Consider the following 26583-nt stretch of genomic DNA (forward strand, 5'->3'; position numbering starts at 1 on the left):
GGCCTTCCCTACGGCGCCTGGCCGTTCAGCTCATGCTCGAATTCGGGCACCAGGGCGTTCAGCCGGGCCAGTGCGCCCTTGCGGTCCCCGGCCGCCGCCAGCGCGGCGACGCCATCGATGGCGCGGCCCATCTCCCCGGCATCCGTCGTGCGCGGCACGGCGACGAGGAGGCCCGGGAAATTGGTGGGGCTCGGGGGTTCCTGGCCGTGGAACAACTCCTCGAACAGCTTCTCCCCGGGGCGAAGGCCGGTGAAGCGGATTTCCACGTCTTCCTCCGGCCTCAGCCCCGCCAGGCGGATCATGCGGCGGGCGAGGTCCACGATCTTCACGGGGTCGCCCATGTCGAGGACGAAGATGCCGCCCTCCCGCAGTTCCGGCGGCTGGTCCTGCCGATCCGTGGCACCGACGACGCTCGCCTGCAGGACGAGGCCCACCGCTTCGCGCACCGTCATGAAATAGCGGCGCATGTCGGGGTGGGTCACGGTCAGCGGGCCGCCCCGTTCCAGCTGCCGGCGGAACAGCGGCACCACGCTGCCGGTGGAGCCCAGCACATTGCCGAAGCGCACCGTCACCAGCCGCATGCCGGTGCCGCTGGTGCGCGCGCCGCGGTCCAGCGCCTGGCAGTACATCTCCGCCAGGCGCTTCGAGGCACCCATGACGCTGGTCGGGTTCACCGCCTTGTCGGTGGAGATGAAGACCATCAGTGAACAGCCCGCCGCGCGCGCCGCGTCCGCCACGATGCGGGTGCCGAGCGCGTTGGTGAGCAGACCCTCCAGCGGGTCGTTCTCCACCATCGGCACGTGCTTCAGGGCGGCGGCGTGGAAGACGAGCTCGGGCCTGATCTCCGCCATCAGCCGGCCCATGCGGGCGCTGTCGCGCACATCGGCCAGCACCGCGCGGCGGGGCACGCCGGGGTGGCGTTCGCGCAGTTCCAGGTCGATCTCGTAGAGGACGTATTCGCCGTGATCCAGCAGCGTCAGGCTGGCGGGGCCCAGTGCGGCGACCTGGCGGGCGAGTTCGCCGCCGATGGTGCCGCCCGCGCCTGTCACCAGCACGCGCTTGCCCTGCACCAGGCGGGCCATGCCTTCGCGGTCCAGCGGCACCTGCGGGCGGTCGAGCAGGTCCTCGATCTCAACGCGCCTTAGCGTGACGCGGGGCTCGGCTTCCGCGCGTTCGCCGGGGCGACGGCTGGCGGGGCCCAGCGCCGTGGGGGTGGGGGCACGCTTCACCGGCAGGCCGTGGCGGTCCGCGGCATCCAGCAGGCGTTGCAGTTCCAGGCCCTGGAGCTGGGGGGTGGCAAGGATGATCTGGGCGGGCAGGCGCCCTTCCTCCCGCAGCTGGTCCAGGATGGCGGCCGCGTCCTCCGCCGTGCCGAGGATGGGCAGGCCATGGATGCGGCGGCCGAGCTGGCGGGAGCGGAGGGAGAGGATGCCGGTGACGCGGTAGGCGGGGCTGCGTTCCTGCCCGATGGCGCGGATGAAGAGGTCCGCGCCATCCCCGGCGCCGACCAGCAGGACGGGGGCGGCTGGCGTGTCGGAAAGCGGGCCGCCGCGGCCGGCATGGCGCAGGCGCGCCGCGATGCGCGGCGCCGCCAGCAGCGCGGCCAGGACCAAAGCATGGATGGCGGGGAAGCCCGGGTTGGGGGGCGCCCATGCCCCCGACCAGTGCAGGCCGATGGCGGTGATCAGCGCCGCGCCGGCCGCGGCGGCGGTGGTGGACAGCGCCTCCGGCAGGGAGGCGAAGCGCCAGTATTGCTGCGGCAGGCGCAGCGGCACGCCGACCAGCATCAGGGCCGCGATGGCGCCGGGGATGGCACCCGCCCACCAGATGGCGGGTGGCGAGGCGCCGGGCGCGGAGAGCCAGACCGCGGCGGGCAGCGCGAGGGCGGCCACCAGCGAATCCAGGGCGAGGTTGAGGAGGATGCGGTCCCGAGCCGAAGCAGCCATGCCCGGTTGCTACTCCTGCGCGTGCGTGCTCGCTAGTGGCAGGGGGGGCGCTGCCCCCCTGCACCAATGATTCCCCGCAGGAGGGCTCTGCCCCCCTGCACCCCCGGTCCAGGGTCCAGCCGGACCCTGGACCGGGGGTAATTGACGATGGTCCAGGAGGCTCTGCCTCCCGAATCTTCAAGAGGGGGCGGATGGGGTATGGGGAAGGCAGCGCCTTCCCCATCGGCGAAGGGCGATACCCCCCCTCGGGACAGCCGCCCCCGACCGTGCCATGAATCGCGAAACGGATCAGGGGAACGCGGCCATGGCCGAAGGCAGGCTGGTGATCGGGACCAAGCGCTACTCCTCCTGGAGCATGCGCGGCTGGCTGATGGTGCAGCTGGCGGGGCTGGATGTGGAGGAGGTGGTGGTGCCGCTGGCCGGTGGCGGCGGGACCACGGCCATCAAGGCGATCTCCCCCAACGGCATGGTGCCCTACCTGGAACATCGCGGCGCGCGGATGTGGGAGAGCATCGCGATCGCCGAGTATTGCGCGGAATTCAAGGCGGACCTCTGGCCCCGCAAGCGGTCGGCGCGCGCCCATGCGCGCAGCATCGCAGCGGAGATGCATGCGGGCTTCCGGGCCCTGCGCATGGCGATGCCGATGAACCTCGGCCGGGAATTCCCGGGCCATGGCCGCAACCCCGACAGCCTGGCCGACATCGCGCGGATCGAGGCGATCTGGGCGGAGGCCATCGGCGCCTATGGCGGGCCCTTCCTGGCGGGTGCCGACTTCACCCTGGTCGATGCGATGTATGCGCCGGTGGTGGCGCGCTTCCTGACCTGGCAGCCGGCGCTGGGCGATACCTCCCGCGCCTATGTCGCGGCCGTCCGGGCGCATCCGTTGGTCGATCGCTGGTACCGGGAGGCCGCGGCCGAGCCCGCGGATTGGCTGCTGGAGAAGTATGAGAACCCGGCCCTGTGATGAGCAGCGCCACGGTCCTCGACCATCTCGGCCTCTGCGCGCGGGACCCCGGGCCACTCTGGGCGGCGTGGGAGCGGATGGGCTTCGTGCTCTCCCCCTTCGCGCAGCAATCGGGGCGCCGGACCCCGGAAGGCCCGGTGGAGCCCTTCGGTTCCGCCAACCGCTGCGCCTTCCTGAAGCACGGCTATGTGGAACTGCTGGGCATCCATGACCCCGCCCTGTTCTCCAACGGGCTCGACGGATTCCTGGCGCGCTACGCGGGCACCCATATCTGCGCCTTCGGGATGGACGATGCGGAGGGCAACCTGGCGCGGCTGCGGGCGGGGGGGATGGCGATCCCCGGCATCGCCTGGTTGCAGCGCCCCGTGGAAGCAGGCGGGCCGATCGCCCGTTTCGCCCGGCTGCCCTTCCCGGATGCGCCGGAGGGCCGGGTACAGCTGGTGCAGCACATGACGCCGGAACTGGTCTGGGACCCCCGCTGGATGGGCCACACCAATGGGGCGGAGGCGCTGGTGGTGGCGATCCTGGCCGCCGCCGACCCGGCGGAGACGACCGCGCGCCTGTCGCGCCTCACGGGCCGGCCGGCGGAGCCCGATCCGGTGGCGGGCTTTCGTCTGAGGCTGCCGGGCGCAGTGGGCGCCGCGGGCCCCTTCTCCCCAGCCATGGAAACCGTCGTGCGGGTCCTGCCGCCGGATGCTCTGGGGCGGGTGCTGCCGGGGGTTGTTCCACCTTCGCTGCCCTTCATGGCCGGGATGGTCATCCGGACCAGCGACCAGGGCCGCGCCGCGCGCGACGTGCTGGCGGGCCTGCCGCTGCGGGAGGCGCCGGACGGGCTGATGGTGCCGCCGGAGGCCGCCGGCGGCGCGGCGGTGGTGTTCCAGTGACCTCGGTCGCGGCGGTCCGCGCCTCCATCCGGACCTATCTGCGGGCGCCCGGGCGGGCGGCGGCGCTGGATGAATTCCAGGCGCGGTTCCTGGGGCCGGGGGATCTCGGCTTCGACGTGGGCTCCCATGTGGGCGACCGGGCGGCGAGTTTCCGCCGGATCGGCGCAAGGGCGGTGGCGGTGGAGCCGCAGCCCCTGCTGGCGCGCTTCCTGCGCCGCGCCTTCCGCGGGGATGCCGGCTTCGTGCTGGTGGAGTCCCTGGTGGGCGAGGCGGTGGGCGAGGCGGTGCTGCGGGTGAATTCCGCCAACCCGACCGTCGCCACGGCCAGCGCCGATTTCGTCGCGGCCGCCGATGGCGCGGCGGGGTGGGAAGGCCAGGTCTGGGACCGCGAACTCCACCTGCCCGTGACCACGCTGGACGCGCTGGCGGCGGCGCATGGCATGCCCGACTTCGTGAAGATCGACGTGGAAGGGTATGAGGCGGTGGCGCTGGCGGGCCTGACGCGCGCGCCGCGCAGCCTGTCCTTCGAATTCACCACCATCCAGCGCAGCGTCGCGGCCGAATGCCTGGAAAGGCTCTCGGCGCTAGGGTTCCGCCAGTTCAATGCCTGCCTGGGGGAAGGCATGCGCTTCTCCCATGCCGGCCCGATCGGGGCCGCGGCCATGGCGGCGTGGATCGCGACCCTGCCGCATGAGGCGAATTCGGGCGATGTCTATGCCAGCCTGGAGTCGGGGCGGCTGAGCGGGTAGGGCCGCGCAGCCCTCGACCGATGCGTGTCGGGGTGCGACTGTTCCGGTGCCGCTTCGGAACGTGGACGGCATCGGAGACATGCAGGATGCTGTTCCCCCTGAAGTTCGTCCCCCTCGAAAGCTATCACGAATCGCCGCGCCGCTTCGGTGCGTCCCGCGCCAAGGGCACGCGGCTGCATGCGGGTTGCGATCTCTATGCGCCGATCGGTACGCCGGTCTTCGCCGTCGCGGCGGGAGAGGTGCTGGCGGTCTATGAATTCTACCTCTCCAGCTGGGCGGTGGAGGTGGATCATGGCGACTTCATTGTGCGCTACGGCGAGGTGAAGAAGGATGTCGGCCCCGGCATCGCCAAGGGGGCGCAGGTGCTGCCCGGCGCGCAGATCGGCCAGGTCGGCGCGCTGAAGGGGCTGAAGCTCTCGATGCTGCACTTCGAGATGTATGCGGGCACGGCCAAGGGGGCGCTGACGGACCGTTCCAACCCGCCCTACCAGCGGCGCAGCGACCTGCTCGACCCCACAGCCTGGCTGGATGACGCGCTGGTGAATTCGGGCCGCTTCGATGGCGGCCGGCGGCCCCTGAAGTCGATCATGGGCGGGGATTTCATGGCCTGGGCGTGACGGCCGGTACGCGCGTGAACGGCTTGCCGCATCCGCCGCCCGCGTGCTTGACCGGCCCGGCATGACGATCCCCGCCCTCCTGGAACACCTGGCCTTCGCGGGCGCGCTGGCCGTGTTCTCCGCCCTGGCCGCGCGGCTGATGATCGCCTTCCCGATCCTCGACCACCCGAATGCCCGCAGCGCCCATGCGCGGCCGACGCCACGCGGCGGTGGAGTCGGCGTGGTGCTGGCCTTCATGGCGGGGATGCTGGTGCTCTTCCAGGTCGCCACCTTCGCCCGGGTGGCGGATGGGCAGTTCATCGGCGTCATCCTGGCGGCCGGGGCGATCGCCGGCGTGGCGCTGGTGGATGATGTGCGGGACCTCTCCGCGCGGCTGCGCCTGGCGGCGCAATGCCTGGCGGCGCTGGTGGCGGTGGCCAGCGGGCTCGTGGTCCAGAAGCTGGCGCTGCCCTGGATCGGCGTTGTGGAACTCGGCTGGGTCGGCGTGGCGCTGACGCTTGTCTGGATCGTCGGCTGCACCAATGCCGTGAACTTCATGGATGGGCTTGACGGGCTGGTGGGCGGCACGCTGCTGCTGGCGAGTGCCGCGCTGGCGCTGGTGGCGGCGCTGCAGGGGGGGTGGTTCGTCTATGCCGCCGCGCTGTTCCTGGCCGCCGGCTTCGCGGGTTTCCTGCCGTTCAACCTGCATCCCGCCCGGATCTTCATGGGGGATGTGGGCAGCCAGTTCGCGGGGTTCATGCTGGCGGTGCTGGCGGTCGCGGCATCCCGCTTCGATGGGCTGCAGGTCTCCTTCCTCATCGTGCCGCTGCTGATCTTCTCCCTGCTCTTCGACGCGGCCTTCACGCTCGGCCGGCGGGCGATCATGCGCGAACGCCTGGCGGAGGGGCACCGGACGCACCTGTACCAGCTGGCGCAGCGATCGGGCGTTCCGGTGCGGGTGGTGGCCGGGGTGCATTGGGGCTTCGCGCTGTTCCACGCGGGCCTGGCGCTGGCCTTTCTCCAATTGCCGCCAGGCTTCAAGCCGCTGGTGGTGGTGCCGGCGCTGGCGGGGCAGCTGGCCTGGCTGGGCTTCGTGGTGCGGCGGATGCGGGTGGCCGGGCTCGGCTGGCGTTGAGCCTCGGCGCATTTCCCCTCAGCGCATTTCCATCGTCACGGCCGGCGCCTCGTTCCCCACCCATTGTTCGCTGCGCAGCACGGCGCCGGTTTCGGGATCGGCCCAGAAGCGGTTGACGAAGGGGCCGGCCGGGCTGGTGCATTCCTCCCGCACCAGGATCTCCCCCAGGCGGCGGGAGGCCGTGAGGCGGCATTCGATCACCAGGCCGAAGCGCATGGTCGAAGGCTCCCGGCTCGCGCCCGCCAGGTCCACGGTGCGGCGGGTGCTGCCGGGATTGCCCCCGGGATTGCCCAGCAGGGCGAGGACATCGTCCAGCGGGTCCGGCCCCTCCTGCCGCGTCGCCGTCAGCATCTGGCCGAGGCCCGCGGTCGCGGTGATGCGCGGGCCCTCCGTCGCGACGGCGATGCCGCCATCGGCCCGCCAGAGGCGCCGGTTGCCGGTCTGCTGCGCCAGGGTGAAGACGATGGACTGCCGCGGCCCGGCCAGGCGAAGGCCGGGGCCGCCCGGGGAAGGCGGGGCGGGTGCCTCCGCGGAGGGCAGCACGCCGCGCAGCGCCTCCGCCACCGGCGTGTCGCCGCAGGCGGAGAGCAGCAGCGCCAGGATGGGCGCCAGGACGGGCACCAGGATCGGGGCCCGGGCCGAGGCAAGGCGCCTGCCCATCAGGCGGGGTGGGCCCGGGGTGCGCGCATCTGCAACAGCGTCAGCCCCGCCGCCAGGCCAAGGCCGATCCAGTGAGGGAAGGGCACCACCCCCGGTGCCAGCGCATCGAGCGAGGCGGGGAAGATCATCAGCACCCCCGCCACGGCCAGCGCCGTCCGTTCCCAGCCCGGCATGGCGCGCACGAGAAAACCCTGGCAGGCGGCGGCCAGCGCCGCGAGCCCGGCCGTTGCCAGGATGATCTGCCAGGCCACGTCCACCCACGTCATCGTCGCGGTGAAGCGCAGCAACAGCCCCACGCCTTCCGGGTCGGTCACGAAGACGAAGGGCAGGACGAAGGCGGGCAGCGTGTATTTCCAGGCCTGGAGGGTGGTGCGGTAGGGGCCGGCGCCGGTGATCGCACTCGCCGCGAAGGGGCTGAGCGCGGTGGGGGGCGAGACCTCCGACAGCACGGCATAGTAGAAGACGAACATATGCGCGGCGTAGTCCGGCACGCCAAGCTTCATCAGCGCCGGCGCGGCGACGACCGCGCAGATGATGTAGCTGGCGGTGACCGGCACCGCGAGGCCGACGACCCAGACGATCAGCGCGGTGTAGATCGCGGTGATCACCAGCGACCCGCCCGCCGCCTGGATGGCGATGTCGGAGAATTTCAGGCCGAGGCCCGTCAGCGTGATGACGCCGACGATGATGCCCGCGCAGGCGCAGGTGGCCGCGATGCCGACCGACTGCACCGCGCCGCTGGCCAGGGCGTGGACCAGCTTGCGCGGGGTGATCGCCGTCTCCCGCTTGATCCAGGACAGCACCACGGCGACGACGGTGGCGTAGAGCACGCTGAGCGTCGCGGAATAGCCGACCGCCATGAAGGCGACGATGGCGATGAGGGTGGAGAAGTGGAAGCCGTATTCCCGCAACAGCTTGCCGACTGGATCGACCTTCATCGGCACCGGGGGCACCGCATTGGGATCGGCCGCCCGCCGCGCCGCGATGCGCCGCTGGTCGAGTTCCACCATGAACAGCAGCGATGCGTAGTAGAGGCAGGTCGGCACGATCGCCATGACGATGACGTCGAGATAGCCGATCTTGAGATATTCGGAGATCAGGAACGCCGCCGCGCCCATGACGGGCGGCGACAGGATGGCCCCCAGCCCGCCCGCCGCCAGCAACCCGCCCGCGTCATCCGCGCGGTAGCCGACCTGGCGCATCATCGGCCAGGCGACGGTGCCGAGCGTGACGGTCGTCGCGACCCCCGACCCCGAAGGCCCACCCAGCAGGAACGAAGACAGCACCACCGTGCGCCCGGCGGAGGACGGCTTGCCGCCCGTCAGGCTGAACGAGAAATCGACGAAGAACTTGCCCGCGCCCGTGGCCTGCAGGATGGCGCCATAGATGGTGAACAGCACGATCAGCGTGGCGGAGACATCGATCGCGGTGCCGAAGATCCCCTCCAGCGTGATGGTCACATGGGGGATCAGGCGTTCCATGTCGTAGCCCTGGTGGCGCCAGGGCGGTGACAGGTAGTTGCCGAAGAAGCCGTAGAGCAGGAAGGCGATCGCCACCGCCGGCATGATCCAGCCCGTGGCGCGGCGCGTCACCTCCAGCACCAGGGCGATGAGCATCCAGCCGACGACGATGTCCATCGGCTCCGGGAACACATACCGGTCCTGGAGGTCGTCGCCGCCGGCGATGAGATACCAGATGCAGTAGATGCCCGCCGCGATCAGCGCCCAGTCCCAGGGCATGATGCGATGCCGGAAGCGCCGGTCCACCGGGAACAGCGCGAAGCCCAGCACCATGGCGAAGCCGACATGCACGTAGCGCAGCGTCGTCGTCGGCACGATGTCCCAGGCCGCCCAGAGATGGAACAGCGACATCCCCAGCGCGACCGCGACGGCAGCATGACCCAGCAGGCCAGGCAGCCGGTTCTGCGCACCCTCCTCCTGCTCGATCAACGCCTCCACACGGGCGGCAGTAGCCTCATCCAACGCGCCCTTCGGCACCTCGGGCGGTAGGACGCTGGAGCTCATCGGCGGGACCTGCTGAGTGTGAGGAGGCGAGCAAGCGAGGGGCGCTGCCCCTCGCGCACCCCGCAAAGGGGCAGCGGCCCCTTTGAACCCATGGATTCATGGGCGGCGTGGAGGAGGGGCATGGCGGGACCGTGGGTGAGGCGCGCGCGCGGTGCCCCTCCTCCACGCCACCCATCAACGGGGTTTCCAAAGGGCCGCTGCCCTTTGGCAGGGGGTGCAGGGGGACAGCGTCCCCCTGCAAGCCGCCCCATCACGCCAGCGTCGCGCCGGCCGAGCGCCAGAAGGCTTCCGCCGCGGGGTGCCAGGGGATGCCGGCGGCGGCGGTCTTCTGGGCGGCGAGGGTGAAGTTGCGCGCTTCCGCGTGGACGCGGGCCCAGTCTTCCCGGTTTTCCCAGGTCACGCGCAGGATGTTGGTGACCATCTCGGCCGACATGTCGTCGCGCACGGCGAGGATGTTGGCCACCGAGAGTTGCTGGTTGTCCGTGCGCTGGCCGGGGTAGGTGCCGGCGGGGATGACTTCCGGGAAGTAGACCGGCCCGTTCTCCTGCACGATGCGGGCGTGCAGGTCGGCGTGGTCCACCAGGTGGATCTGCGTGCCGGGCGTGGCGCCGAGGTCGGTGATGGCGGAGGTCGGCACGCCCGAGACGAAGAAGTAGGCGTCGAGCTTGCCGTCGCGGATGGCGTTGGTGGATTCCGCTGGGCTCAGCCGTTCGCGGGCGCGGAAATCGCGTTCGCGGTCGAGGCCGGCGGCGGCGATGACGCGGAAGGCGAAGAGTTCGGTGGCGGAGCCGGGCGCACCGGTGGAGACGCGCTTGCCGCGGAGGTCGGTGATGGAGCGGATGCCGGTGGCGGCCGTGGTCACGACCTGCATGCGGTTGGTGTAGAGCACGGCGATGGCGCGGGCGGGCACGGCGCGGCCGCGGAAGGGCCCGGCGCCGCGAAGGCCATCGACCGCGGCGTCCACCTGGCCGAACAGCATGCCGACGCGCCCGGCGCCCAGCAGCTGGAAGTTGGCGACGGAACCGCCCGTGACCTCGACGGTCGCGGACATGCCGGGGATCCCGCGGGAGAGGTAGTTCGCGAGCGCGCCGCCGAGCGGGTAGTAGACGCCGCCCGTGGTGCCCGTGGCGATGGCCATCTGCGTGCCCTGGGCGCGCACGATGGTCGGTGCCGCGATCACGGCCGCGCCGAGTGCCGCCAGGCTGCGGCGGCCAATGTTGCTGGTCATCATCCGGACCCTCCCGTTTGTTTGTGTGCCAGGAATACAGGTGTGTCGCATGGGGTGGAAGCCCGGATGGGGAGCCCGGATGGGGAGCCCGGATGGGGCGGCGCGGGATTGACCTGCGTCAATGAAGTGGGGGCGGGCGGGGCGTAGCGTCCTGGTCATGGGAACCAACCCTCGGAGGGATTGAGCCATGACCAGTCTTCGTGCGCGTGACCTGATGACGGCGGATGTCGTCACCGTGCCGCCTTCCACGCCGGTGATCGCCATCGCGCGGCTGCTGGCGGATCGCGGCATTTCCGCCGTGCCGGTGGTGGATGCGGAGGGCCGCGTGGCCGGCATCGTGACGGAGGCCGACCTGATCCGCCGCCTGGCGGGGGAGGATGACAAGCCCGTGGGGTGGCTTGCCGCGATGTTCGCCAATCCGGCGCGGGATGCGGAACGCTATGCGCGGACGCATGGGGTGACGGCGGCGGATGTGATGACGGAAGGCGCGGTCTCGGTGGATCCCGACACGCTCGCATCCGTGATCGCGCATCTGATGGAGGAGAAAGGCATCCGCCGCGTGCTGGTGACGGAAGGCGGTCGGCTGAAGGGCCTGGTCTCCCGCGCCGATCTGTTGCGCGCGCTGGTGGCGCCGGCGCCGGTGGAAGCGGAGCTGTCCGATGACCGCATCCGTCGCGCGGTGATGGCGGCGATGAAGAAGGAGCCCTGGGCGGACACCTTCTATGCGCTGGTCGATGTGCGGGATGCGGTGGTGGAGTTCCACGGCTTCAGCCGCAGCGCCGCGGTGCAGCGCGGATTGCGCGTGCTGGCGGAGAATGTGCCGGGCGTGAAGGGCGTGGTGGACAACACCCAGCCCATGCCGGTGTATCTGTTCGCCGCCGCCTGACGGCGGTTCCTGTCCGGCGCATCGGCCCGCCAGGAACGTGGCGGGCCTGGCCTGGTCGCTTTGCCTCAGTACCCGCGGCGCCCGCGGCCCGGGCCGTCGGAGGGGTCGCGGTCGGTCAGGCCGGTGCGGTAGCCGCCGCCGCGATTTCCGCCGCGGCCGTTGCCCGGGCCGTCGGACGGGTCGCTGTCCGTGATGCCGGTGCGCCGGACAGGTGCGCCGCGATAGCCGCCGCGGCCATTGCCGGGGCCGTCGGAGGGGTCGCTATCCGTGATGCCCGTCGTGCGGCGCACGCCGCCGCGGCCGCCGCCGGGCGGGTCGTTCGGGTCGCTGTCGCTGACGCCGGTGCGGCGGGCATAGCCGCCGCGGCCGAAGCCGGGGCTGTCATTCGGGTCGCTGTCCGTCACGCCGCTGCCGCGGTGGCCGCCGCGGCCATTGCCGGGGGCGTCGGTCGGATCGCTGTCGCTGATGCCCGTGCCGCGGCGCACCACCGGCTGCTGGTAGACGGGTTGCTGCACATAGATGGGCTGCTGCGGCACGCAGGCCGCCAGCGCCGGGGCCGCGCCGCCGAGCGCGGCCAGGCGCAGCACGAAAAGGCGGCGGCGCAGCGGGGGCTTTTCCTCGGGTTGGTCGGTCATCCGGCGCTTTCCTCGGTCCTGGCTAGCGGGCCTTGATCGGCCTTTGGCTTGGGTGATCCGCGAAGCGCGGGATCGGGTCGCTGCGACGGGTTCGACCCTGGGTTGAGGCCGGAAGCGTCACAAAACATATCCTTGCGCATATCCTGCGAAGGTTACAGACCGAGCGTAACAGATGGCTTAAATTTCAAGATTGCGGCGTGTTTCGCCGCCCCCGGGCAGGGCAGGGTGCCTTCAAGGCAGGTTGGGCAGCACCACGATCGTCACGGCGCGGGCTTCCGGTTCGCTCTGCCGGCCGCTGAAGGCGCCGACGCGGGCTTCGGCGCGGATGCGGTCCCGCTCGATCCCCTGCTGCGACAGGGCCTGCGCCACGGCGCGGGCGCGCTGGGCGGCGATCTGCGTGCTGGTGCCGGCGCCGGCGCTGCGGTCCGCATGGCCCAGGACACAGATGTTGCGGTCGCGGTCGCCTTCCGCCAGCTGCGCCGCGGCGGCGATGGCGCTGCGCCCGGCATCGCGCAGCGTGGTGCTGCCGCGGGTGAAGGGCACGGCGAAGACGTCATCCTCCAGCGCTTCCGCGCCGACGCAGGAGAAGCTGCGGGGCTGCGCGGCGGCGGGGCCCGCGAGCAGCAGGAGCAGCATGGGAAGCAACCGCATCAGGCGGCGCGCGCCAGCAGGCCCGCGGCCTCCAGCCGCGCCAGCAGGGCGGGCGCATCGATGCCGGGGGCCCGGGCGATGAGCTCGGCTTCCGTGACCTCGGGCTTGCCGAACAGCCAAATGGTGGCCTCGGCTTCCAGCGGGCTGACGGTGACGCCGCCCTGCGCCGTCTTCATCACCCAATCGGCGCCGCGCCGCACGGGCTTCGCGCCGGGGGCCAGGATGCGCCAGCCGGGCGCGTCGCCATCCGTGGCGGTGGTGCTGCCCAGTCCCCCGGCAGCGGAGCTGCCCAGGCCGCGCGCGGCCAGGATGTCGTATCCCCCCCGGCTGAAGCGGTAATTCGCCACGAATTGCGCCAGCACCTGAAGCACCTTCGGATCCCTGCACAATTCCTGGAGGCGCTGGCCCAGCAGCCCGGCGCGCTGCGTCAACGCGAATGTTGCCGATGCGGTGCCGTCCTGCCGCGGCAGGGGCTTCCTGAATTCCGCGTCATAGAGCACCCGCTCCGCCAGCATGTTCATCAGGTCCATGCCCAGCGGCGCGTGCACGCCATAGGCGACATGGACGGAGGAAGGCGCCTCCGCCAGCGCGTCGTGGTACCAGCCGCGGGGCAGGTACAGCAGGTCCCCGGCCTTCATGTGGACCACGCCGCGCAGCCTGCCGCGCGCCTGGTCATGGTGGGATTGCGGCTGGCCGCGGAAGACGGGGTGCGGGATGGGGTACTCCGCGCGGCCTTCCCAGATGTTCCAGGATTTCTCGCCCTCCACCTGCACCGCCCAGACATCATGCGTGTCGTAGTGGGTATGGAAGGCCTTGTGGCTCTGCCAGCTGATGTAGACATTCGCCTGCGCCTTGCCGAGGCCGGCGCCCTCCAGCGCGGCGGAGATGCCGGCCAGGCCCGGCGTCAGGCTGTCCACGTCGTTCATCACGGCGCTGGCGCCCTTGGCGATCCAGGCCTGCACCAGCTTCGCATCGGGCTGCAGGACAGCGGCGTTGTCGCGGCTGGTGGCGCGGGTGCAGAACTGCTCGGCCGGGATCGCCTGGCTGTCCAGCACCAGCTTCAGGCTCGTGGAGGTCCAGATATGGGACATGTCCAGCAGCCGGTTGATCTGCCGCCAGGACAGCACCTGGGCGAATTTCGCCGCATCGCCACGCACATGCAGGGGCGCCTTGTCGTAATGCTCCGCGAAGAAGGTCGCGGGGGTGACGGGGGCGAGGAGCGCGGCGAGATCTTCGATCATGGCCACAGACTACCGCACATGGTCGTGATCCGTCATCGGTCCTTGGGGCTGCCTGAAGCCGGCCCTTGCGGCGGGTGGTGGGGCGACGCCACCTTCCAGGAACCGCCCTGCACCCGCCCCGGTGACAGCGGCGGCAGGAGGAAGGCGCGATGAACGACGCGGCGGGATCTGGCGCGGCAGGGAGGGGCGCAGCAGACGGCGTGCGGCCGCAGGTGCTGGCGGAGGCCGTGGCCGCGCTGGGGCGCCTGGCGCCGGGGCTGCCGCCGATGGCGGCTGGGCTCCTCGCGCGCCTGCAGGCCGCGGTGCCGACGGCGGAACTGGCCGCGACGCCGCCGGAGGCCCTGGCCGAGGCCGCTGCCAGCCTCTTTGCCTTCGCGCAGGAACGCCGCCCGCGCCAGACCAAGGTGCGGCTGCTGCCGCCGGGCCCCGGCCGCGCCATGGCGGTGGCGGAGATCGTCACCGACGACATGCCCTTCCTGGTGGACAGCGTGCTGGCGGCGCTGGCCGTGCAGGGGCGCGTGGTCCGGCAACTTCTCCATCCCGTGCTGCGCGTGACGCGGGATGCCAAGGGCGCGCTGCTGGCGCTGGAAGGCGGCACGGCGGAAAGCATGATGCGCATCGCCCTCGCCCCCGGCGCCACCCTGGCCCTGGCGGGGGTGGCCGGTGATTGGGCGGGCGTCGAGGCCGCGCTGGCGCGGGCCATGTCGGATGTGCGGCTCGCCGTCGATGACTTCCCCGCGATGCTCGCCCGGCTGGGCGATGCGGCAGGCGAATTGCCGCCCGTCGAGGAGGAGGCGCGGGAATTCCTGCGCTGGATGGGGGAGGATAATTTCGTCCTGCTCGGCCACCGCCGGCTGGCGCTGACCGAGGCCGGACTTTCGGTGGCGGCGGAGGAAGACCTCGGCCTGCTGCGCGACGCCACCGTCCCGGTCTTCGACGCGCTGCGGGACCTGGCGGCGCTGCCCGGCGCCGTCCGCGCGAACCTGGAGCGGCTGGAGGCGGTGACGGTCGCCAAGGCCAATATGCGCGCCACCGTCCATCGCCCGCAGCACGCGGATGTGGTGATGACGCGCATCCAGGACGAAGCCGGGCGCGCGGTCGGGGTGCGGCTGTTCCTCGGGCTTTTCGCGGCGGGCGCCTACAACCGCAACCCGCGATCCATCCCGCTGCTGCGCGCCAAGGTGCTGCGCATCCTGGCGGCGGCGGGCCTCGATCCCGAAAGCCATGACGGGCGCGCGCTGCGCAACATCCTCGACACCTGGCCGCGGGATGAACTGTTCCAGGCGCCGGAGGACGCGATCCTGGCGGGATGCCGAAGGGCGCTCGACCTGCAGATCAGGCCGCGTGCGGCGCTGGTGGTGCGGCGCGATCCGTTCGAGCGATTCGTCAGCGTCATCGCCTGGCTGCCGCGGGATACCTTTGACACGCAGATGCGGGAAAGGGTGGGAAGGCTGCTGGCGGACAGCTTCGCGGGCCGGCTTTCCGCCTTCTACACGCTGCTGGGCGACGCACCGCTGGCGCGCGTGCACTACGTGATCGGCACCACGCCCGGCGCCGTGCCGGCGGTGGAGGAAGCGGCGCTGGAAGCCGCCATCGCCCAGGCCACGCGCGGCTTCCGCGACCGGCTGGAGGAAGCGCTGCTGCGGGAAGCGGGCGCGGAGCACGGCGCCGGCCTGCTGGCGCGCTGGCGCGATGCCTTCCCCCCCGCCTATCGCCAGGCGGAGACGGTGGCCACCGCCATCGGCGACCTGTTCCTGGCGAATGAGTTGACCCATGGCGGCCGGCCCCGCGGCGAACTCTCCCGCCCCCCCGGCGCCGGCCCGCGCAGCGTGATGCTGCGGCTGGCGAGCCCCGGCGGGCCGCTCGCGCTGGCCGATGCGCTGCCGCTGTTCGAAAGCCTGGACCTGCGCGCGATCGAGGAAGTGCCCTATCGCCTGGACCCCACAGGCGGGCCTGTCGTGGTGCTGCATGCCTATCGGCTGGAAGCGCGCGCGGATGTGGAGGAGGAAAGGCTGCATGACGTGGCGGGCGCACTGCACGCCCTGCTGCGCGGCGATGTGGAGGCCGATGGCTTCAACCGCCTGGTGCTGCGCGCGGGCCTGTCCTGGAAGGATTGCTGGCTGCTGCGGGCGATGTATCGCTGGCTGAAGCAGGTGGGCTTCCCCTTCGCGCAGGACAGCGTGGAGGCCGCGCTGGCCGCGCATCCCGATGCCGCGCGCATCCTGGTTGATCTGTTTCACGCGCGCTTCGCGCCGGATGTCGCGGTGCGGGAGGAGGAGAAGCTGGATTCGGCCTGGCGCACGCTGCTGGACGGCGTGGCGAACCCGGATGAGGACCGCATCCTGTCGCGCCTGCGCACCGTGCTGGATTCGATGCTGCGGACCAACTTCTTCCAGGCGAAAGACTACCTGGCCTTCAAGATCGACAGCGCGCGCGCGGGCGACATGCCGGCGCCGAGGCCGTGGCGGGAGATCTTCGTGCATTCGCCGCGCATGGAAGGTTGTCATCTGCGCGCCGGCCCCGTCGCGCGCGGCGGCATCCGCTGGTCCGACCGGCGGGAGGATTTCCGCACGGAAGTGCTGGGGCTGATGAAGGCGCAGCGCCTCAAGAACGTCGTCATCGTGCCGACGGGCGCCAAGGGCGGCTTCATCCTGAAGCACCCGCCGGTGGCGAGCGACCGCGACGCCTTCATGGCGGAAGGCATCGCCTGCTACCGCACGCTGGTGCGGGGGATGCTCGACCTGACCGACAATTTCGCCGCCGATGGATCGGTGGTGACGCCGCCGCTCGTGGTGCCGCGGGATGGCGCGGATCCCTACATCGTCGCGGCGGCGGACAAGGGCACCGCCACCTTCAGCGACATCGCCAACGGGCTTTCCGCGGATTACGGCTTCTGGCTGGGCGATGCCTTCGCCAGCGGCGGCAGCGCGGGCTACGACCACAAGGGCATGGGCATCACCGCGCGTGGCGCCTGGGTGATGATCGACCGGCATTTTCTCGAGTCGCGCGGCGCGGGGGTGCAGGACGCACCCTTCACCGTCGCGGGCGTCGGCGACATGAGTGGCGACGTCTTCGGCAACGGGTTGCTGGTCTCCGCGCAATCGAAGCTGGTCGCCGCCTTCGACCACCGACACATCTTCATCGATCCCGATCCCGATCCGGCCGTCTCCTTCGCCGAACGGCAGCGGATCTTCGCGCTGCCCCGATCCTCCTGGGCGGATTACGAGGCGCGGCTGCTGTCGAAGGGCGGCGCGATCCTGCCGCGCAACGCCAAGACCCTGCCGCTGTCGCCGGAAGCGCGCGCGCTGCTGGGCATCGAGGCGGAGCGCGCGGAGCCCGCCGCCATCCTGCGCGCGGTCCTGACGCTGCCCGTCGATCTTCTCTATTTCGGCGGCATCGGCACCTATGTGAAATCCAGCGCGGAGACCCAGGCGGAGGCCGGCGACCGCGCCAATGATGCGATCCGCGTCGATGGGCGCGACCTGCGCGCGAGGATCGTGGGCGAAGGGGCCAATCTCGGCGTGACCCAGGCCGGGCGGATCGAGGCTTCGCGCGCAGGCGTGCGCATCAACACCGATGCGCTCGACAATTCCGCGGGGGTCAGTACCTCCGACCACGAGGTCAACATCAAGATCCTGCTGACGGAGGCGGAGCGCGAGGGTTCGCTCACGCGGCGCCAGCGCGACGAATTGCTGGCGGGGATGACGGAGGAGGTCGGGCACCTCGTGCTCGCCGACAACCACGCGCAATCCATCGCGCTGAGCCTGGAGGCGGTGACGGCGGTGGAGGATCTGTCCGCCCATGCCGCGCTGATGGCGCGGCTGGAAGCGGCGGGTTTTCTCGACCGTGCCGTCTCCGTCCTGCCGGATGCGGCGGCGATCCGTGCGCGCGCGGCGGCGGGGGAGGGGCTGGCCCGGCCGGAACTCGCCGCGCTGCTGCCGGCGGCGAAGCTCTGGCTGGCGGAGGCGATCGAGGCGAGCGGCCTGGCGGAGGAGGCAGCGCTGGCGCCGCTGCTGGTGGCGTATTTCCCCACTGCGCTGCGGGAGCGCTTCGGGCCGCTGATCCCCCGCCACCGACTGCGGCGGGAATTGCTGGCCACCGCCCTGTGCAACCAGGTCGTCAACCGGCTGGGCGTCGCGGCGCTCGGGCGGCTGGCGGGGACGGCGGGCGATGGCGCGGCGGTGGCGCGCGCGGCCTGGCTGGCGGGGGCGCTGTTCGGGCTGGAAGGCGCGGTGGCGACGATCGATGCGGCTCCAGCCCCGGCGGCGACGCGGCTTACCGCCCTGCTGGCGCTGCGGCGGTTGCAGGAAGGCGCGGCGCGGGACCTGCTGGCCGGCGCGGCCGCACCGCTGGAGGCGGCGCTGGCCTCATTGCGCCCCGGTGTCGTGGCGCTGGTGGCGGCGGAGGTCGCCGCGCCGGGGGCGGAGGCCGCGCTGCTGCGTGATGCCGGGATCCCCGCTGAGGCCGCCGCGCTGGCTGGTGCCGCGCCCCGGCTGACGGCGGCGCCGGCGGTTGTGCGGCTGGCGGCGGAGACGGGCGCCGCGCCGGCCGATGCCGCCGCCGCCTGGCGTGCGGTGGGCGATGGCTTCGCGCTGGAGGCGCTGCGCGTGGCGGCGGAGGCGGCGCGCGCCACCGGCCCCTTCGCTGCGCGGGCGAAGGCGGAGGTGCTGGCGGATCTGGCCGGGGTGCAGACCCGCCTGGCCCGGGCCCGCCTGGCGGGCCGCCATGGCGGCGATGGTGCGGCGGAGGCCGCGCGTTTGGCGCGGGAGGCCGCCGGCGTTGGCGATCTGGTCGCGATCGGCGTGGCGGCGCGCGCCCTTGCCGCTGTATCCCATTGATGATGGTCCAGGAGGCTCTGCCTCCCGAATCTTCAAGAGCGGGCGGATGGGGTATGGGGAAGGCAGCGCCTTCCCCATCGATCGGAGTGATCTGTGGCGGATGTGCTGCCCGATGTCCTCGCCTGGGGCCTCCGCCTCGTCTTCTGCGGCACCGCTGCCGGCCCTGAATCCGCGCGGATCGGCGCCTATTACGCCGGCCCGCGCAACGCCTTCTGGCCGGTGCTGGCGGAGGCCCGGTTCACGCCCGCGCTTCTGCGCCCGGCGGAGTATGCGCAACTGAGGCAATACCGAATCGGCTTGACGGATATGTCCAAGACCGGGCGCGGTATGGATCGCGATTTGTCGCCGGGGGATTTCGACATCGATCGTTTCTGGGCCTCCATGCGCCACTGGGCGCCGCGCGCCATCGCCTTCACGAGCCAGGAGGCGGGCGCGCTGGCGCTCGGGCGCCGGAAGCGGGACATCGCCTTCGGGGCGCAGCCCGTGGTGTCGGGGCAGCCCGCCCTTTTCGTGCTGCCGAGCCCTTCGGCCGCCAACGGCCACTGGGAAAAACTGCGCCACCATTGGCGGGATTGCGCGCGCGGGACGGGCTTCGCGTGATTGGTCATCGCGTGGAGGCCAGGCGCATCTGGGCCTGGGCCTTCTATGACTGGGCAAACAGCGCCTTCCCGACCGTCGTCTCCACCTTCGTCATCGCGGCCTATTTCGCGCAAGGCATCGCCCCCGATCCGGCGACGGGCCAGGCGCAATGGGGCTGGATGCAATCGGCCGCGGGCTTCGGCGTGGCGCTGCTGTCGCCGCTGCTCGGCGCGGTGGCGGATGCGGGGGGGCGGCGGCGGCTGATGCTGGGCTTCTTCACCCTGCTGCTGTCGGCCAGCACGGCGATGATCTGGTTCGCGAAGCCGGACCCCGCCTACATGGTCTATGCGCTGGTCTGCGTCGGCCTCGCCACCATCGCCTTCGAACTCGCCACGGTATTCTACAATTCGATGCTGCCGAGCGTCGCTGGTCCGGCGCAGATCGGCCGCGTCTCCGGCCTCGGCTGGGGTCTCGGCTATGCCGGCGGGCTGGTGTGCCTGGGTGTCTGCCTGGTGCTGCTGATCCAGCCCAACCCCTCGCCGCTCGGGCTCGACCGTGGCCAGGCGGAGCATGTGCGGGCGGCGGCGCTGCTGGTGGCGGTGTGGCTGCTGGTCTTCGGCTGGCCGGTGCTGCTGGCGGTGCCGGATGCGCCGGGGCCGAAGCCGGGATGGGGGGAGGCCGCGCGGCGGGGGGTGGGGGAGGTGGTGGCGCTGGTCCGCACCCTGCCCCGCAACCCGGCCTTGGCGCGCTTCATCCTGGCACGGCTGTTCTACACGGATGGGCTGAACACGCTGTTCGCCTTCGGCGCCATCTATGCGGCGGGCGTCTTCGGCATGGGGATCGACCGCATCCTGCTGTTCGGCATCGCCATGAACGTCGCGGCGGGGCTGGGTGCCGCGGGCTTCGCGCTGGTCGAGGACCGGATCGGGTCCCGCCAGATGGTGCTGCTGGCGCTGGCCGCGATGCTGGTCTTCGGCACCGGCCTGCTGCTGGCGACGACGGAGACGGGCTTCTGGGTGCTGGCGCTTTCGCTCGGCCTGTTCTTCGGCCCGGCCCAGGCGGCCAGCCGCACCTTCATGGCGAGGCTGGCGCCGCCGGAGGAGATGGCCGCGCATTTCGGCCTGTTTGCGCTGTCCGGCCGCATCACGGGCTTCCTCGGCCCCGCGGCGCTGGCGACGGTGACGATGGCGACGGGCAGCCAGCGGCTGGGGATGGCGACGGTGCTGGTGTTTCTCGGCATCGGCGCCGCGATCCTGCTGACGGTCAGGGACCCGCAGAGGGCGTAGCCGGGCCCTGGGGTGCGGGTTAGGCTCATCCTCAAGAACCAGGAGGAACGCCATGCGCATCACCCGCCGTGCCCTGATGGGTGCCGCCGCCACGCTGCTGCCCTTGCCCGTGGTGTCGCAACCGACTTGGCCCACCAAGCCCGTGCGCTTCATCATCCCCTTCGCGCCCGGCGGCCCGGTGGAGATTCCCGCGCGCTTCATCGCGGAACATCTCCAGCGTCGCCTCGGCCAGCCCTTCATCGTGGAGACGCGGCCGGGCGCGGGCGGGCTGCTCGGCACGCGCGCGGTGATGGCGACGCCGGATGCGCATAATTTCCTGTTCACGACATCGGCCATCACCATCCTCCCCGCGGTGATGCGCGACCCCGGCTACGATCCCATCGCGGATTTCATGCCGGTCTCCATCGTGCTGGACGCGCCGATGGGCGTGCTGGTGCGGCCCGACAGCCCGATCCGGGACCTGGCCGACCTGGTCGCGCGCGCCAAGGCGCGGCCTGGCAGCATCTCCTTCGCCACCGCCGGCAATGGCGCCACCACGCATATGGGCGGGGAGTTGTTCAAGGCGCGCGCGGGTATCGACCTGCTGCATGTCCCCTATCGCGGCGCGGGGCAGAGCGTCACCGCGCTCTATGCCGGGGACACGGACCTGCTGATCGTGGGGCTGCTGGAGACGATGTCGCATGTGCGGGAGGGAAGGCTGCGCGCCATCGCCGTGACGTCGCCGCAGCGGAGCCCCGTGCTGCCCGATGTGCCCTCACTCGCGGAAGCCGCGCCCGGCTATGGCGTGACCATCTGGTACGCGATGTTCGCGCCGAAGGGCACGCCGCAGGCCGTGGTGGACACTCTGGCGGCGGAGATGGCGCCGCTGGCGCAGGGTTCGTCCCTGGCGCAGCGGCTGGAAGCTGCCGGCGCGCAGCTCGTCCTCTCCGGCCCCGGGCCACTCGGCGAACGGATGCGCGTTGAGGTGCCGATGTGGAAGGCGATCGCGGAGAGCGCGAATATCCGGCTGGATTGAGGGCGCGCGCCTCAATCCAGCACGGGCAGCACCACGCGGCTCGGCCTTCCGCCATCGACGAAGACGGTGTTGGTGGCGATGCGCAGGCCGCGCGCCATGCCCTCCGCCTCCCCGGTATTCGGGTTCACATCGAAGCGCGGGAAGTTGGAGGAGGAGATGTCGAGCCGGATGCGGTGGCCCGGCAGGAACAGGTTGGCGATGGGCAGCGCCACGCGCAGGCGCCGCACCTCCCCGGGCTCCGCCAGGCGCGGGCGGGACGGATCATCGGCGTAGCGCAGCCGCAGGATGGTATCGCCCAGCAGCATGGCATAGCCGCGCGGATAATCCGCGGAGGCCGGGTGGACATCGACCAGCTTGACGGTGAAGTCGGTATCCGGGCTGTCGGTGGCAACGAACAGCTCCACCTCCACCGGCCCCACCACCCGCACGGCATCGCGCAACGGCGCCGTCTGGAACACCAGCACATCGGGGCGGGAGGCCAGCGGCAGGAAGGGGGGCGTGCAGCCGTAGAAGGCAGGGCCCTCCATCTGGTCCTGGCTGCCCGGCAGCGCGAGGGGTTCGAGGGAGGAGAAGGCGCCACCGATGGTCGGCACGGGATGGGCCGGATCGAAGCGGAAGCTCACCGGCGTGGCGCCGGCGGCGGGCGATTCCGGCCGCAGCGCGCCATCGCCCTGCAGGTGGAAGGTGGCCGGCGCGGCATCCGGCAGCGGCCAGTCCGGCGCCGTCATCCAGCTTCCGCCATGGTCCAGATGCCCGGCCGGCGTGCGCCGCCCGCTGCCGCCACCCATGACGAAGACCCGTACCGGCGGTTCCCCATCCGCGATGCCGCGCACGGCGTGGTCGAGGAAGCGGACGCGCTGGCGGTTCCAGTCCCCGGCCCAGGAATCGATCGGTGCCTCGGCGCCGAAATCGACATCGCCGAATACGCGCTGGCTGCGCTCCCCATGCGTCCAGGGGCCGAGGATCAACCGCTGGGGCCCGCGCCCGGCACGCTTCAGCCCGCCGTAATTGGCGGTGACGGTGCCGGGATAGGGATCGAACCAGGACGACATGTGCAGCACGGCGGCGCGGCTGTAGCGGCCGTAGGACCCCTCGGCCCACAGCCCGTTGCGCTGCCAGGTGGCGTCGAAGGCCCCGGCCCGCCACTGGTCCAGCAGCACGCGTTCGTAGTCGGGGTGGTGGCGAAGCGGCGAATGGCCGGCCCGCCACGGCAGGCGGGTGAACCAGGCGGCCAGGTCCTCCGCCTCCAGCGCCGCGCGTAGCACGGGGTCGCGCGCCGCTTCGGGGGAACGGCGTGCCTCGTTGAAGGCCCAGCTCGCCTGCTTCAGCTCGAAGGCGCCGTTGTGGCGGACGGCGTTGCGCCAGGCATTGTCGAAGCCGCCGGAATCCAGCACCTGCGCCACCAGCCCCGGCGGGTCCAGGCAGCCCAGCGCCGCGGCGGAATGGGCGCCATAGGACATGCCGATGGTGGCGATGCGACCATCGCACCAGGGCTGGCCGAGGATCCAGGCGCAGCTGTCGAAGCCGTCCGCGCCCTCGTTCAGGTATTTCTCGAACACGCCGTCGGAATCGCCGCGGCCGCGGCTGTCCTGCAGCAGCACGGCGTAGCCCGCGCGGGTGAAATGCGCGGCCAGGCGCGGGCCATCCACCGGCACCGGGTCGGCTGCCGTGACCTCGATGCGCCGGGGCGCATCGCGGCCATAGGGCGTGCGTTCCAGCACCACCGGGAAGGGCCCGGCGCCCTCTGGCCGATACAGCGTGGCGGCGAGCGTCGCGCCGTCCCGCATCGGCACGCGCAGCGTGGTGCTCACCTGATGATACTCCGATGCGTGCTCATCGCACGACTCGCGCGAAGCGGACGGAGGTTTCGTCGAGCATGTTGGCGGCGTGCTCGATATCCCCGCGCGAGGCCCAGAAGGATTTCTGCCACAGCAGCGGGATGATCCCCTGGTCCGCCATGGCGATGCGCGTCGCCTCCACCAGCAGGCGGTTGCGTTCCTCCTCATCGAAGGCGGCCAGGGCGCGGGCGAGGGCGGCGTCGAACTCCGCGTTGGAATAGCGGCCGCGATTGGTGCCGCCGAGCCCGCGCGAGAGGTCCCGCGTGGCGAGCAGCCCGCGAAGCCCGTCGGCGGAATGGGGGGAGGCGCTGTTATAGGCAAAGAGGAAGGCGGAGAAGCGCTGGTCCGTCGCCTGGCCGATATAGACGTTGAACGGCATGGTGGTGACGCCGTTCACCCGGATGCCGCCGCGCGCCAGCATCTGCCCCAGGGCCTGCGCCATGGCCGCATCCTGCGGGAAGCGGTTGTTGGAGGAATGGATGGTCAGGCCGAAGCCGTTGGGCCAGCCCGCTTCCGCCAGCAATGCCCGGGCGCGGGGCAGGTCGAAGGGCATGGGGGCGAGCGCGGGATCGTAGCCGCCCTGGCCCACCGGCACGATCTGCCCGGCCGGCACGCCGCCGCCGGACAGCAGCGTGTTCACCAGCGCTTCCCGGTTGATCATCATCGACATGGCCTGCCGCACGCGCGGGTCGCGCAGCGGGTTGCGCGCCATCGGGCGTCCCTCGGCATCAGTCACGAAGGGGCTTTCATCCCGCGCGCTGTCGAGTGCCATGTAGGCCATGCGCGGCGTGACGATGGAGGTCACGCGGATGCCGCGTTCGCGTTCCAGCCGCGCCACGTCGCCGGGCGGCACGCCATCGATGATGTCGACGCCGCCCGAGAGCAGGGAGGAGAGCCGCGCGGCGGGGTTGGTGATGAAGCGCACGGTCACGCGCTCGAACTCGCTGGGGCCGCGCCAATGGCCATCGAAGCGCGTGAGCCGCATCTGGTCGCCCGGCGTCCAGGAGACGAAGCGCATCGGCCCGGTGCCGATCGCGGCCCGGCCGCTGTTGAAATCCGCCGTCGTCGCGCCCTGCGCCGCGCGGCGGGACGCGATGTAGACCTGCCCGATCTGTTCCAGCAGCAGCGGCGTCGGCACGGCGGAGGTGATGCGGATGGTCAGCGGGTCCACGACCGTCATGGTCGCGATGTCGCCGACATTGCGCGCCCAGCTCGACGGGCTGTTCGGTACGTCCTTCGCGCGGGTCAGGGAGAAGACGACATCCTCCGCCGTGAAGGGGGAGCCGTCATGGAAGCGCACGCCGTCGCGCAGCTTGATCTCCCAGGTCAGCGGATCCAGCACGCGCCAGGAGGCGGCGAGGGAGGGGCCGATCGCCTGGTTGACGTCGAAGTTCAGCAGGCTGTCGTAGATGTTGCGCATCGTCGATGCGTCATTGCCCGCATTGTTGAAATGCGGGTCGATGGCGGCGTGTTCGGCCACGCGGCCCATGGTGATGTCGCGCGCGGCCGCGGGCGGCGCCGCCAGGGGGGCGACGAGCCCTGCCATCGTCGCGGCGGCGAGAAGAACCGATGTCGGGCGCGGCTTGGGCGATGTCATGCTGGAGTTTCCCCGGTTTTCTTGCGGCGGGGCCTTCGCGGTGCCGGCAGGCACGTGGAAATCCCGACATCCGGGATGATTTGTCGCATATGGACGCGCAGCGTCAACCATCGGCCTGGCATGGCGCGGACGCGATCGGGCGATGATCCCGGCCGCCGGCGGACGCCATCCTGGCGACCGCGAGGCCGGGTGAGCCCAGCGGCGTCCTGCCGCGGGGGAAGCAGCGCGGCGTCCTGCCGCGGGGGAAGCAGCGCGGCGTCCTGCCGCGGAGCGAACCAGCGCGGCATCCTGCCGCGGGGCGGGGGGCGGCAATCCTCGCCACCCCCCGCCATCGGGTGCCGCGTCAGCGCTTCAGGTTGACCGTTTCCTGCAGCAGCTCATCCGCCGTCGTCACCAGCTTGGTGTTGGCGGAATAGGCGCGCTGGGCGACGATCAGCTTGGAAAATTCGGCGGCGATGTCGACATTCGCGCCCTCCACCGCGCCGGCCTGCAAGGTACCGGTGCCGTTGGCGCCGATGGCGGAGACCTGCTGGCGGCCGGCCTCCTGCGTCGCGGCGAAGGCCTGGCCGTCCAGCCGTTCCAGCGCGTCCGGGTCGGCGAAGCTCACCACCGGCACCTGCGCGACGGTGCGGCTTTCGCCATTGTCGTAGTTCACCACGACCTTCCCATCGGCCTGGGTGCTGACGGAGGCGAAGGCGCCGGCCGGGCCGCCATCGCGGGACACGCTGCGCAGCTCATAGGCCGCGCCGCCATATTGCGTGACGCCCTGGGTGGAACCGAAGCGGCCGAGGTCGATGTCGATGGCCTGGTCGGTGCCGCCGAAATTGCCGGTGACGTTCAGCAGGGCATTGGCGGGGTTCACGGGGTCGAAGCGGCCGACCGTGTTGCCGGCGCCGTCCAGCACCTCCCCGATCGTGCCGGCTGGGGCACCATTGGTGCCGAAATTCACCGTGAAGGTGCCGAGTTCCGCCGCCTGGCCGCCGCCCGGCGCGGGGCGCGTCACCGCCAGCGTCCAGCTGTTGTCATCGGCGCCGCGCGTCCAGCCGAGATCGAGGGGATGGAGGTTGCCAAGCTGGTCGAAGACCTGCGCCTGGGTCGATCCCCTGGCGCCGGTGGCGGCGCCGGCCGGCAGGTTGGCGGACAGCGTCACGGCCTCCGTCGGCTCCGGCGGCAGGCCGGCGCGGTCGATCCGGATGGGGGACAGGCGCGTGGCGTCCGGCCGGCCGGTGGCGGGGTCCACGGACCAGCCCTGCAGCACGTCGCCGCTGCCATTCTGCAGGTAGCCCTCGCTGTTCATGCGGAAATCGCCGGCGCGGGTGAACATGGCGCGGCTGTCGAAACTGGTCTCCCCCGCCGCGCTGGCGATCGGGCGCGCCACGCTGAAGAAGCCGCGGCCGCTGATCGCCATCGCCAGGGGGTTGTCCACCTGGCTGATCGTGCCCTGCACGTCATTGGTGGCGACGGTGTTGGCGACCACGCCGCCGGTGAAGCGGCTGGTGCCGGCGTTGACGACCATGTCCTCGAAATTGGTGTCGAGGCGCTTGTACCCCGTGGTCTGGCTGTTCGCGACGTTGTCCGAGATGTTCGCGATGGCCCGGCCCTGGGCATTCATGCCGGAGACGGCGGTGGCGAGGGAGTTGAAGAGGGACATGCGGCTGACCTTGGTTCCTGTGGGTTCGCCCGAGGGTTGATCGCCGGTCCTGTCGCCCGGGAAGGCGAGGGGTGGCGGTGCCAGGGACAGCGCAAGGTCCGTGCCAGAACCCGAGACAAGCTTTATGGCCAGGTTTACGGGGCCAGGCGGCGTTGACCGCCCGGCAATAGATGCCGGCCC

20 protein-coding genes are annotated in these 26583 nt (G+C 71.6%); 10 read left to right on the forward strand and 10 right to left on the reverse strand.

The genetic code is table 11. The features are described 5' to 3' along the window. Positions 1–8: 8 nt before the first annotated feature. On the reverse strand, positions 9–1946 hold the full coding sequence (locus ACTIE5_RS10745) for a polysaccharide biosynthesis protein (RefSeq protein WP_439549696.1): 1938 nt from the start codon (positions 1944–1946) through the stop codon (positions 9–11). Positions 1947–2250: 304 nt separating this feature from the next. On the opposite strand from ACTIE5_RS10745, the gene ACTIE5_RS10750 reads away from it, so the two are divergent. From ACTIE5_RS10750 to ACTIE5_RS10770, 5 genes are all read left to right on the forward strand, one after another. After that, the gene (locus tag ACTIE5_RS10750) at positions 2251–2910 is read left to right on the forward strand and encodes a glutathione S-transferase family protein (RefSeq protein WP_439549697.1); all 660 of its coding nucleotides are present in this window, start codon (positions 2251–2253) and stop codon (positions 2908–2910) included. Continuing rightward, positions 2910–3794 carry a VOC family protein gene (locus tag ACTIE5_RS10755; protein WP_439549698.1) on the forward strand — a complete coding sequence of 295 codons (885 nt, stop codon included), beginning with the start codon at positions 2910–2912 and terminating at the stop codon, positions 3792–3794. Before ACTIE5_RS10750 ends, ACTIE5_RS10755 begins: the two co-directional genes overlap by 1 nt. Further along, positions 3791–4543, forward strand: coding sequence for an FkbM family methyltransferase (locus ACTIE5_RS10760; RefSeq protein ID WP_439549699.1), 753 nt, complete (start codon positions 3791–3793; stop codon positions 4541–4543). Before ACTIE5_RS10755 ends, ACTIE5_RS10760 begins: the two co-directional genes overlap by 4 nt. Before the next feature lie 86 nt (positions 4544–4629). Next, positions 4630–5160 (forward strand): M23 family metallopeptidase, encoded by a 531-nt coding sequence (locus ACTIE5_RS10765; RefSeq protein WP_175533642.1) that lies wholly within the window; start codon positions 4630–4632, stop codon positions 5158–5160. A gap of 61 nt (positions 5161–5221) precedes the next feature. After that, a complete protein-coding gene (locus ACTIE5_RS10770) occupies positions 5222–6274 on the forward strand; it encodes a glycosyltransferase family 4 protein (RefSeq protein ID WP_439549700.1) in 1053 nt (350 codons plus the stop codon). An 18-nt stretch (positions 6275–6292) separates the two neighbouring features. Here ACTIE5_RS10770 and ACTIE5_RS10775 read toward each other — a convergent pair whose 3' ends face one another. The 3 genes from ACTIE5_RS10775 to ACTIE5_RS10785 all read right to left on the reverse strand — a co-directional run bounded on the left by ACTIE5_RS10775 (position 6293) and on the right by ACTIE5_RS10785 (position 10189). After that, positions 6293–6895: a YjbF family lipoprotein gene (locus ACTIE5_RS10775; protein ID WP_439549701.1), complete on the reverse strand. Its 603-nt coding sequence runs from the start codon at positions 6893–6895 to the stop codon at positions 6293–6295. 38 nt (positions 6896–6933) lie between these two features. Beyond that, positions 6934–8958 carry a TRAP transporter permease gene (locus ACTIE5_RS10780; RefSeq protein WP_439549702.1) on the reverse strand — a complete coding sequence of 675 codons (2025 nt, stop codon included), beginning with the start codon at positions 8956–8958 and terminating at the stop codon, positions 6934–6936. Between the two features lie 250 nt (positions 8959–9208). After that, entirely contained in the window at positions 9209–10189 is a 981-nt protein-coding gene (locus ACTIE5_RS10785) for a TAXI family TRAP transporter solute-binding subunit (RefSeq protein WP_439549703.1), read from the reverse strand. Between the two features lie 184 nt (positions 10190–10373). Between ACTIE5_RS10785 and ACTIE5_RS10790 the strand changes: the two genes are divergently transcribed. Beyond that, on the forward strand, positions 10374–11072 hold the full coding sequence (locus tag ACTIE5_RS10790) for a CBS domain-containing protein (protein ID WP_439549704.1): 699 nt from the start codon (positions 10374–10376) through the stop codon (positions 11070–11072). Positions 11073–11137: 65 nt separating this feature from the next. Here ACTIE5_RS10790 and ACTIE5_RS10795 read toward each other — a convergent pair whose 3' ends face one another. The 3 genes from ACTIE5_RS10795 to ACTIE5_RS10805 all read right to left on the reverse strand — a co-directional run bounded on the left by ACTIE5_RS10795 (position 11138) and on the right by ACTIE5_RS10805 (position 13599). After that, positions 11138–11707, reverse strand: coding sequence for a hypothetical protein (locus ACTIE5_RS10795; protein WP_439549705.1), 570 nt, complete (start codon positions 11705–11707; stop codon positions 11138–11140). Between the two features lie 231 nt (positions 11708–11938). After that, positions 11939–12343: an OmpA family protein gene (locus ACTIE5_RS10800; RefSeq protein WP_439549706.1), complete on the reverse strand. Its 405-nt coding sequence runs from the start codon at positions 12341–12343 to the stop codon at positions 11939–11941. 14 nt (positions 12344–12357) lie between these two features. Further along, entirely contained in the window at positions 12358–13599 is a 1242-nt protein-coding gene (locus ACTIE5_RS10805) for a cupin domain-containing protein (protein ID WP_439549707.1), read from the reverse strand. A 149-nt stretch (positions 13600–13748) separates the two neighbouring features. Here ACTIE5_RS10805 and ACTIE5_RS10810 point away from each other — a divergent pair, with 149 nt between their 5' ends. From ACTIE5_RS10810 to ACTIE5_RS10825, 4 genes are all read left to right on the forward strand, one after another. Further along, positions 13749–18437: an NAD-glutamate dehydrogenase domain-containing protein gene (locus ACTIE5_RS10810; RefSeq protein ID WP_439549708.1), complete on the forward strand. Its 4689-nt coding sequence runs from the start codon at positions 13749–13751 to the stop codon at positions 18435–18437. Between the two features lie 93 nt (positions 18438–18530). Next, positions 18531–19037, forward strand: coding sequence for a mismatch-specific DNA-glycosylase (locus ACTIE5_RS10815; protein WP_439549709.1), 507 nt, complete (start codon positions 18531–18533; stop codon positions 19035–19037). After that, positions 19034–20302, forward strand: a complete 1269-nt coding sequence (locus ACTIE5_RS10820; RefSeq protein WP_439549710.1) for an MFS transporter — start codon at positions 19034–19036, stop codon at positions 20300–20302. Before ACTIE5_RS10815 ends, ACTIE5_RS10820 begins: the two co-directional genes overlap by 4 nt. Positions 20303–20354: 52 nt before the next feature. Next, positions 20355–21317 carry a Bug family tripartite tricarboxylate transporter substrate binding protein gene (locus ACTIE5_RS10825; protein WP_439549711.1) on the forward strand — a complete coding sequence of 321 codons (963 nt, stop codon included), beginning with the start codon at positions 20355–20357 and terminating at the stop codon, positions 21315–21317. Between the two features lie 11 nt (positions 21318–21328). Here the strand turns inward: ACTIE5_RS10825 and ACTIE5_RS10830 are convergent, their stop codons facing one another. The 3 genes from ACTIE5_RS10830 to flgE all read right to left on the reverse strand — a co-directional run bounded on the left by ACTIE5_RS10830 (position 21329) and on the right by flgE (position 26403). Next, complete coding sequence (locus ACTIE5_RS10830) at positions 21329–23128, reverse strand: CocE/NonD family hydrolase (protein WP_439549712.1); 1800 nt, start codon at positions 23126–23128, stop codon at positions 21329–21331. A gap of 22 nt (positions 23129–23150) precedes the next feature. Continuing rightward, positions 23151–24752 carry an ABC transporter substrate-binding protein gene (locus ACTIE5_RS10835; RefSeq protein ID WP_439549713.1) on the reverse strand — a complete coding sequence of 534 codons (1602 nt, stop codon included), beginning with the start codon at positions 24750–24752 and terminating at the stop codon, positions 23151–23153. A gap of 343 nt (positions 24753–25095) precedes the next feature. After that, a complete protein-coding gene (gene flgE / locus ACTIE5_RS10840) occupies positions 25096–26403 on the reverse strand; it encodes a flagellar hook protein FlgE (RefSeq protein ID WP_439549714.1) in 1308 nt (435 codons plus the stop codon). Between the last annotated feature and the right edge of the window lie 180 nt (positions 26404–26583).

The organism is Falsiroseomonas sp., assembly GCF_051859025.1.
Taxonomy (GTDB): domain Bacteria; phylum Pseudomonadota; class Alphaproteobacteria; order Acetobacterales; family Acetobacteraceae; genus Falsiroseomonas.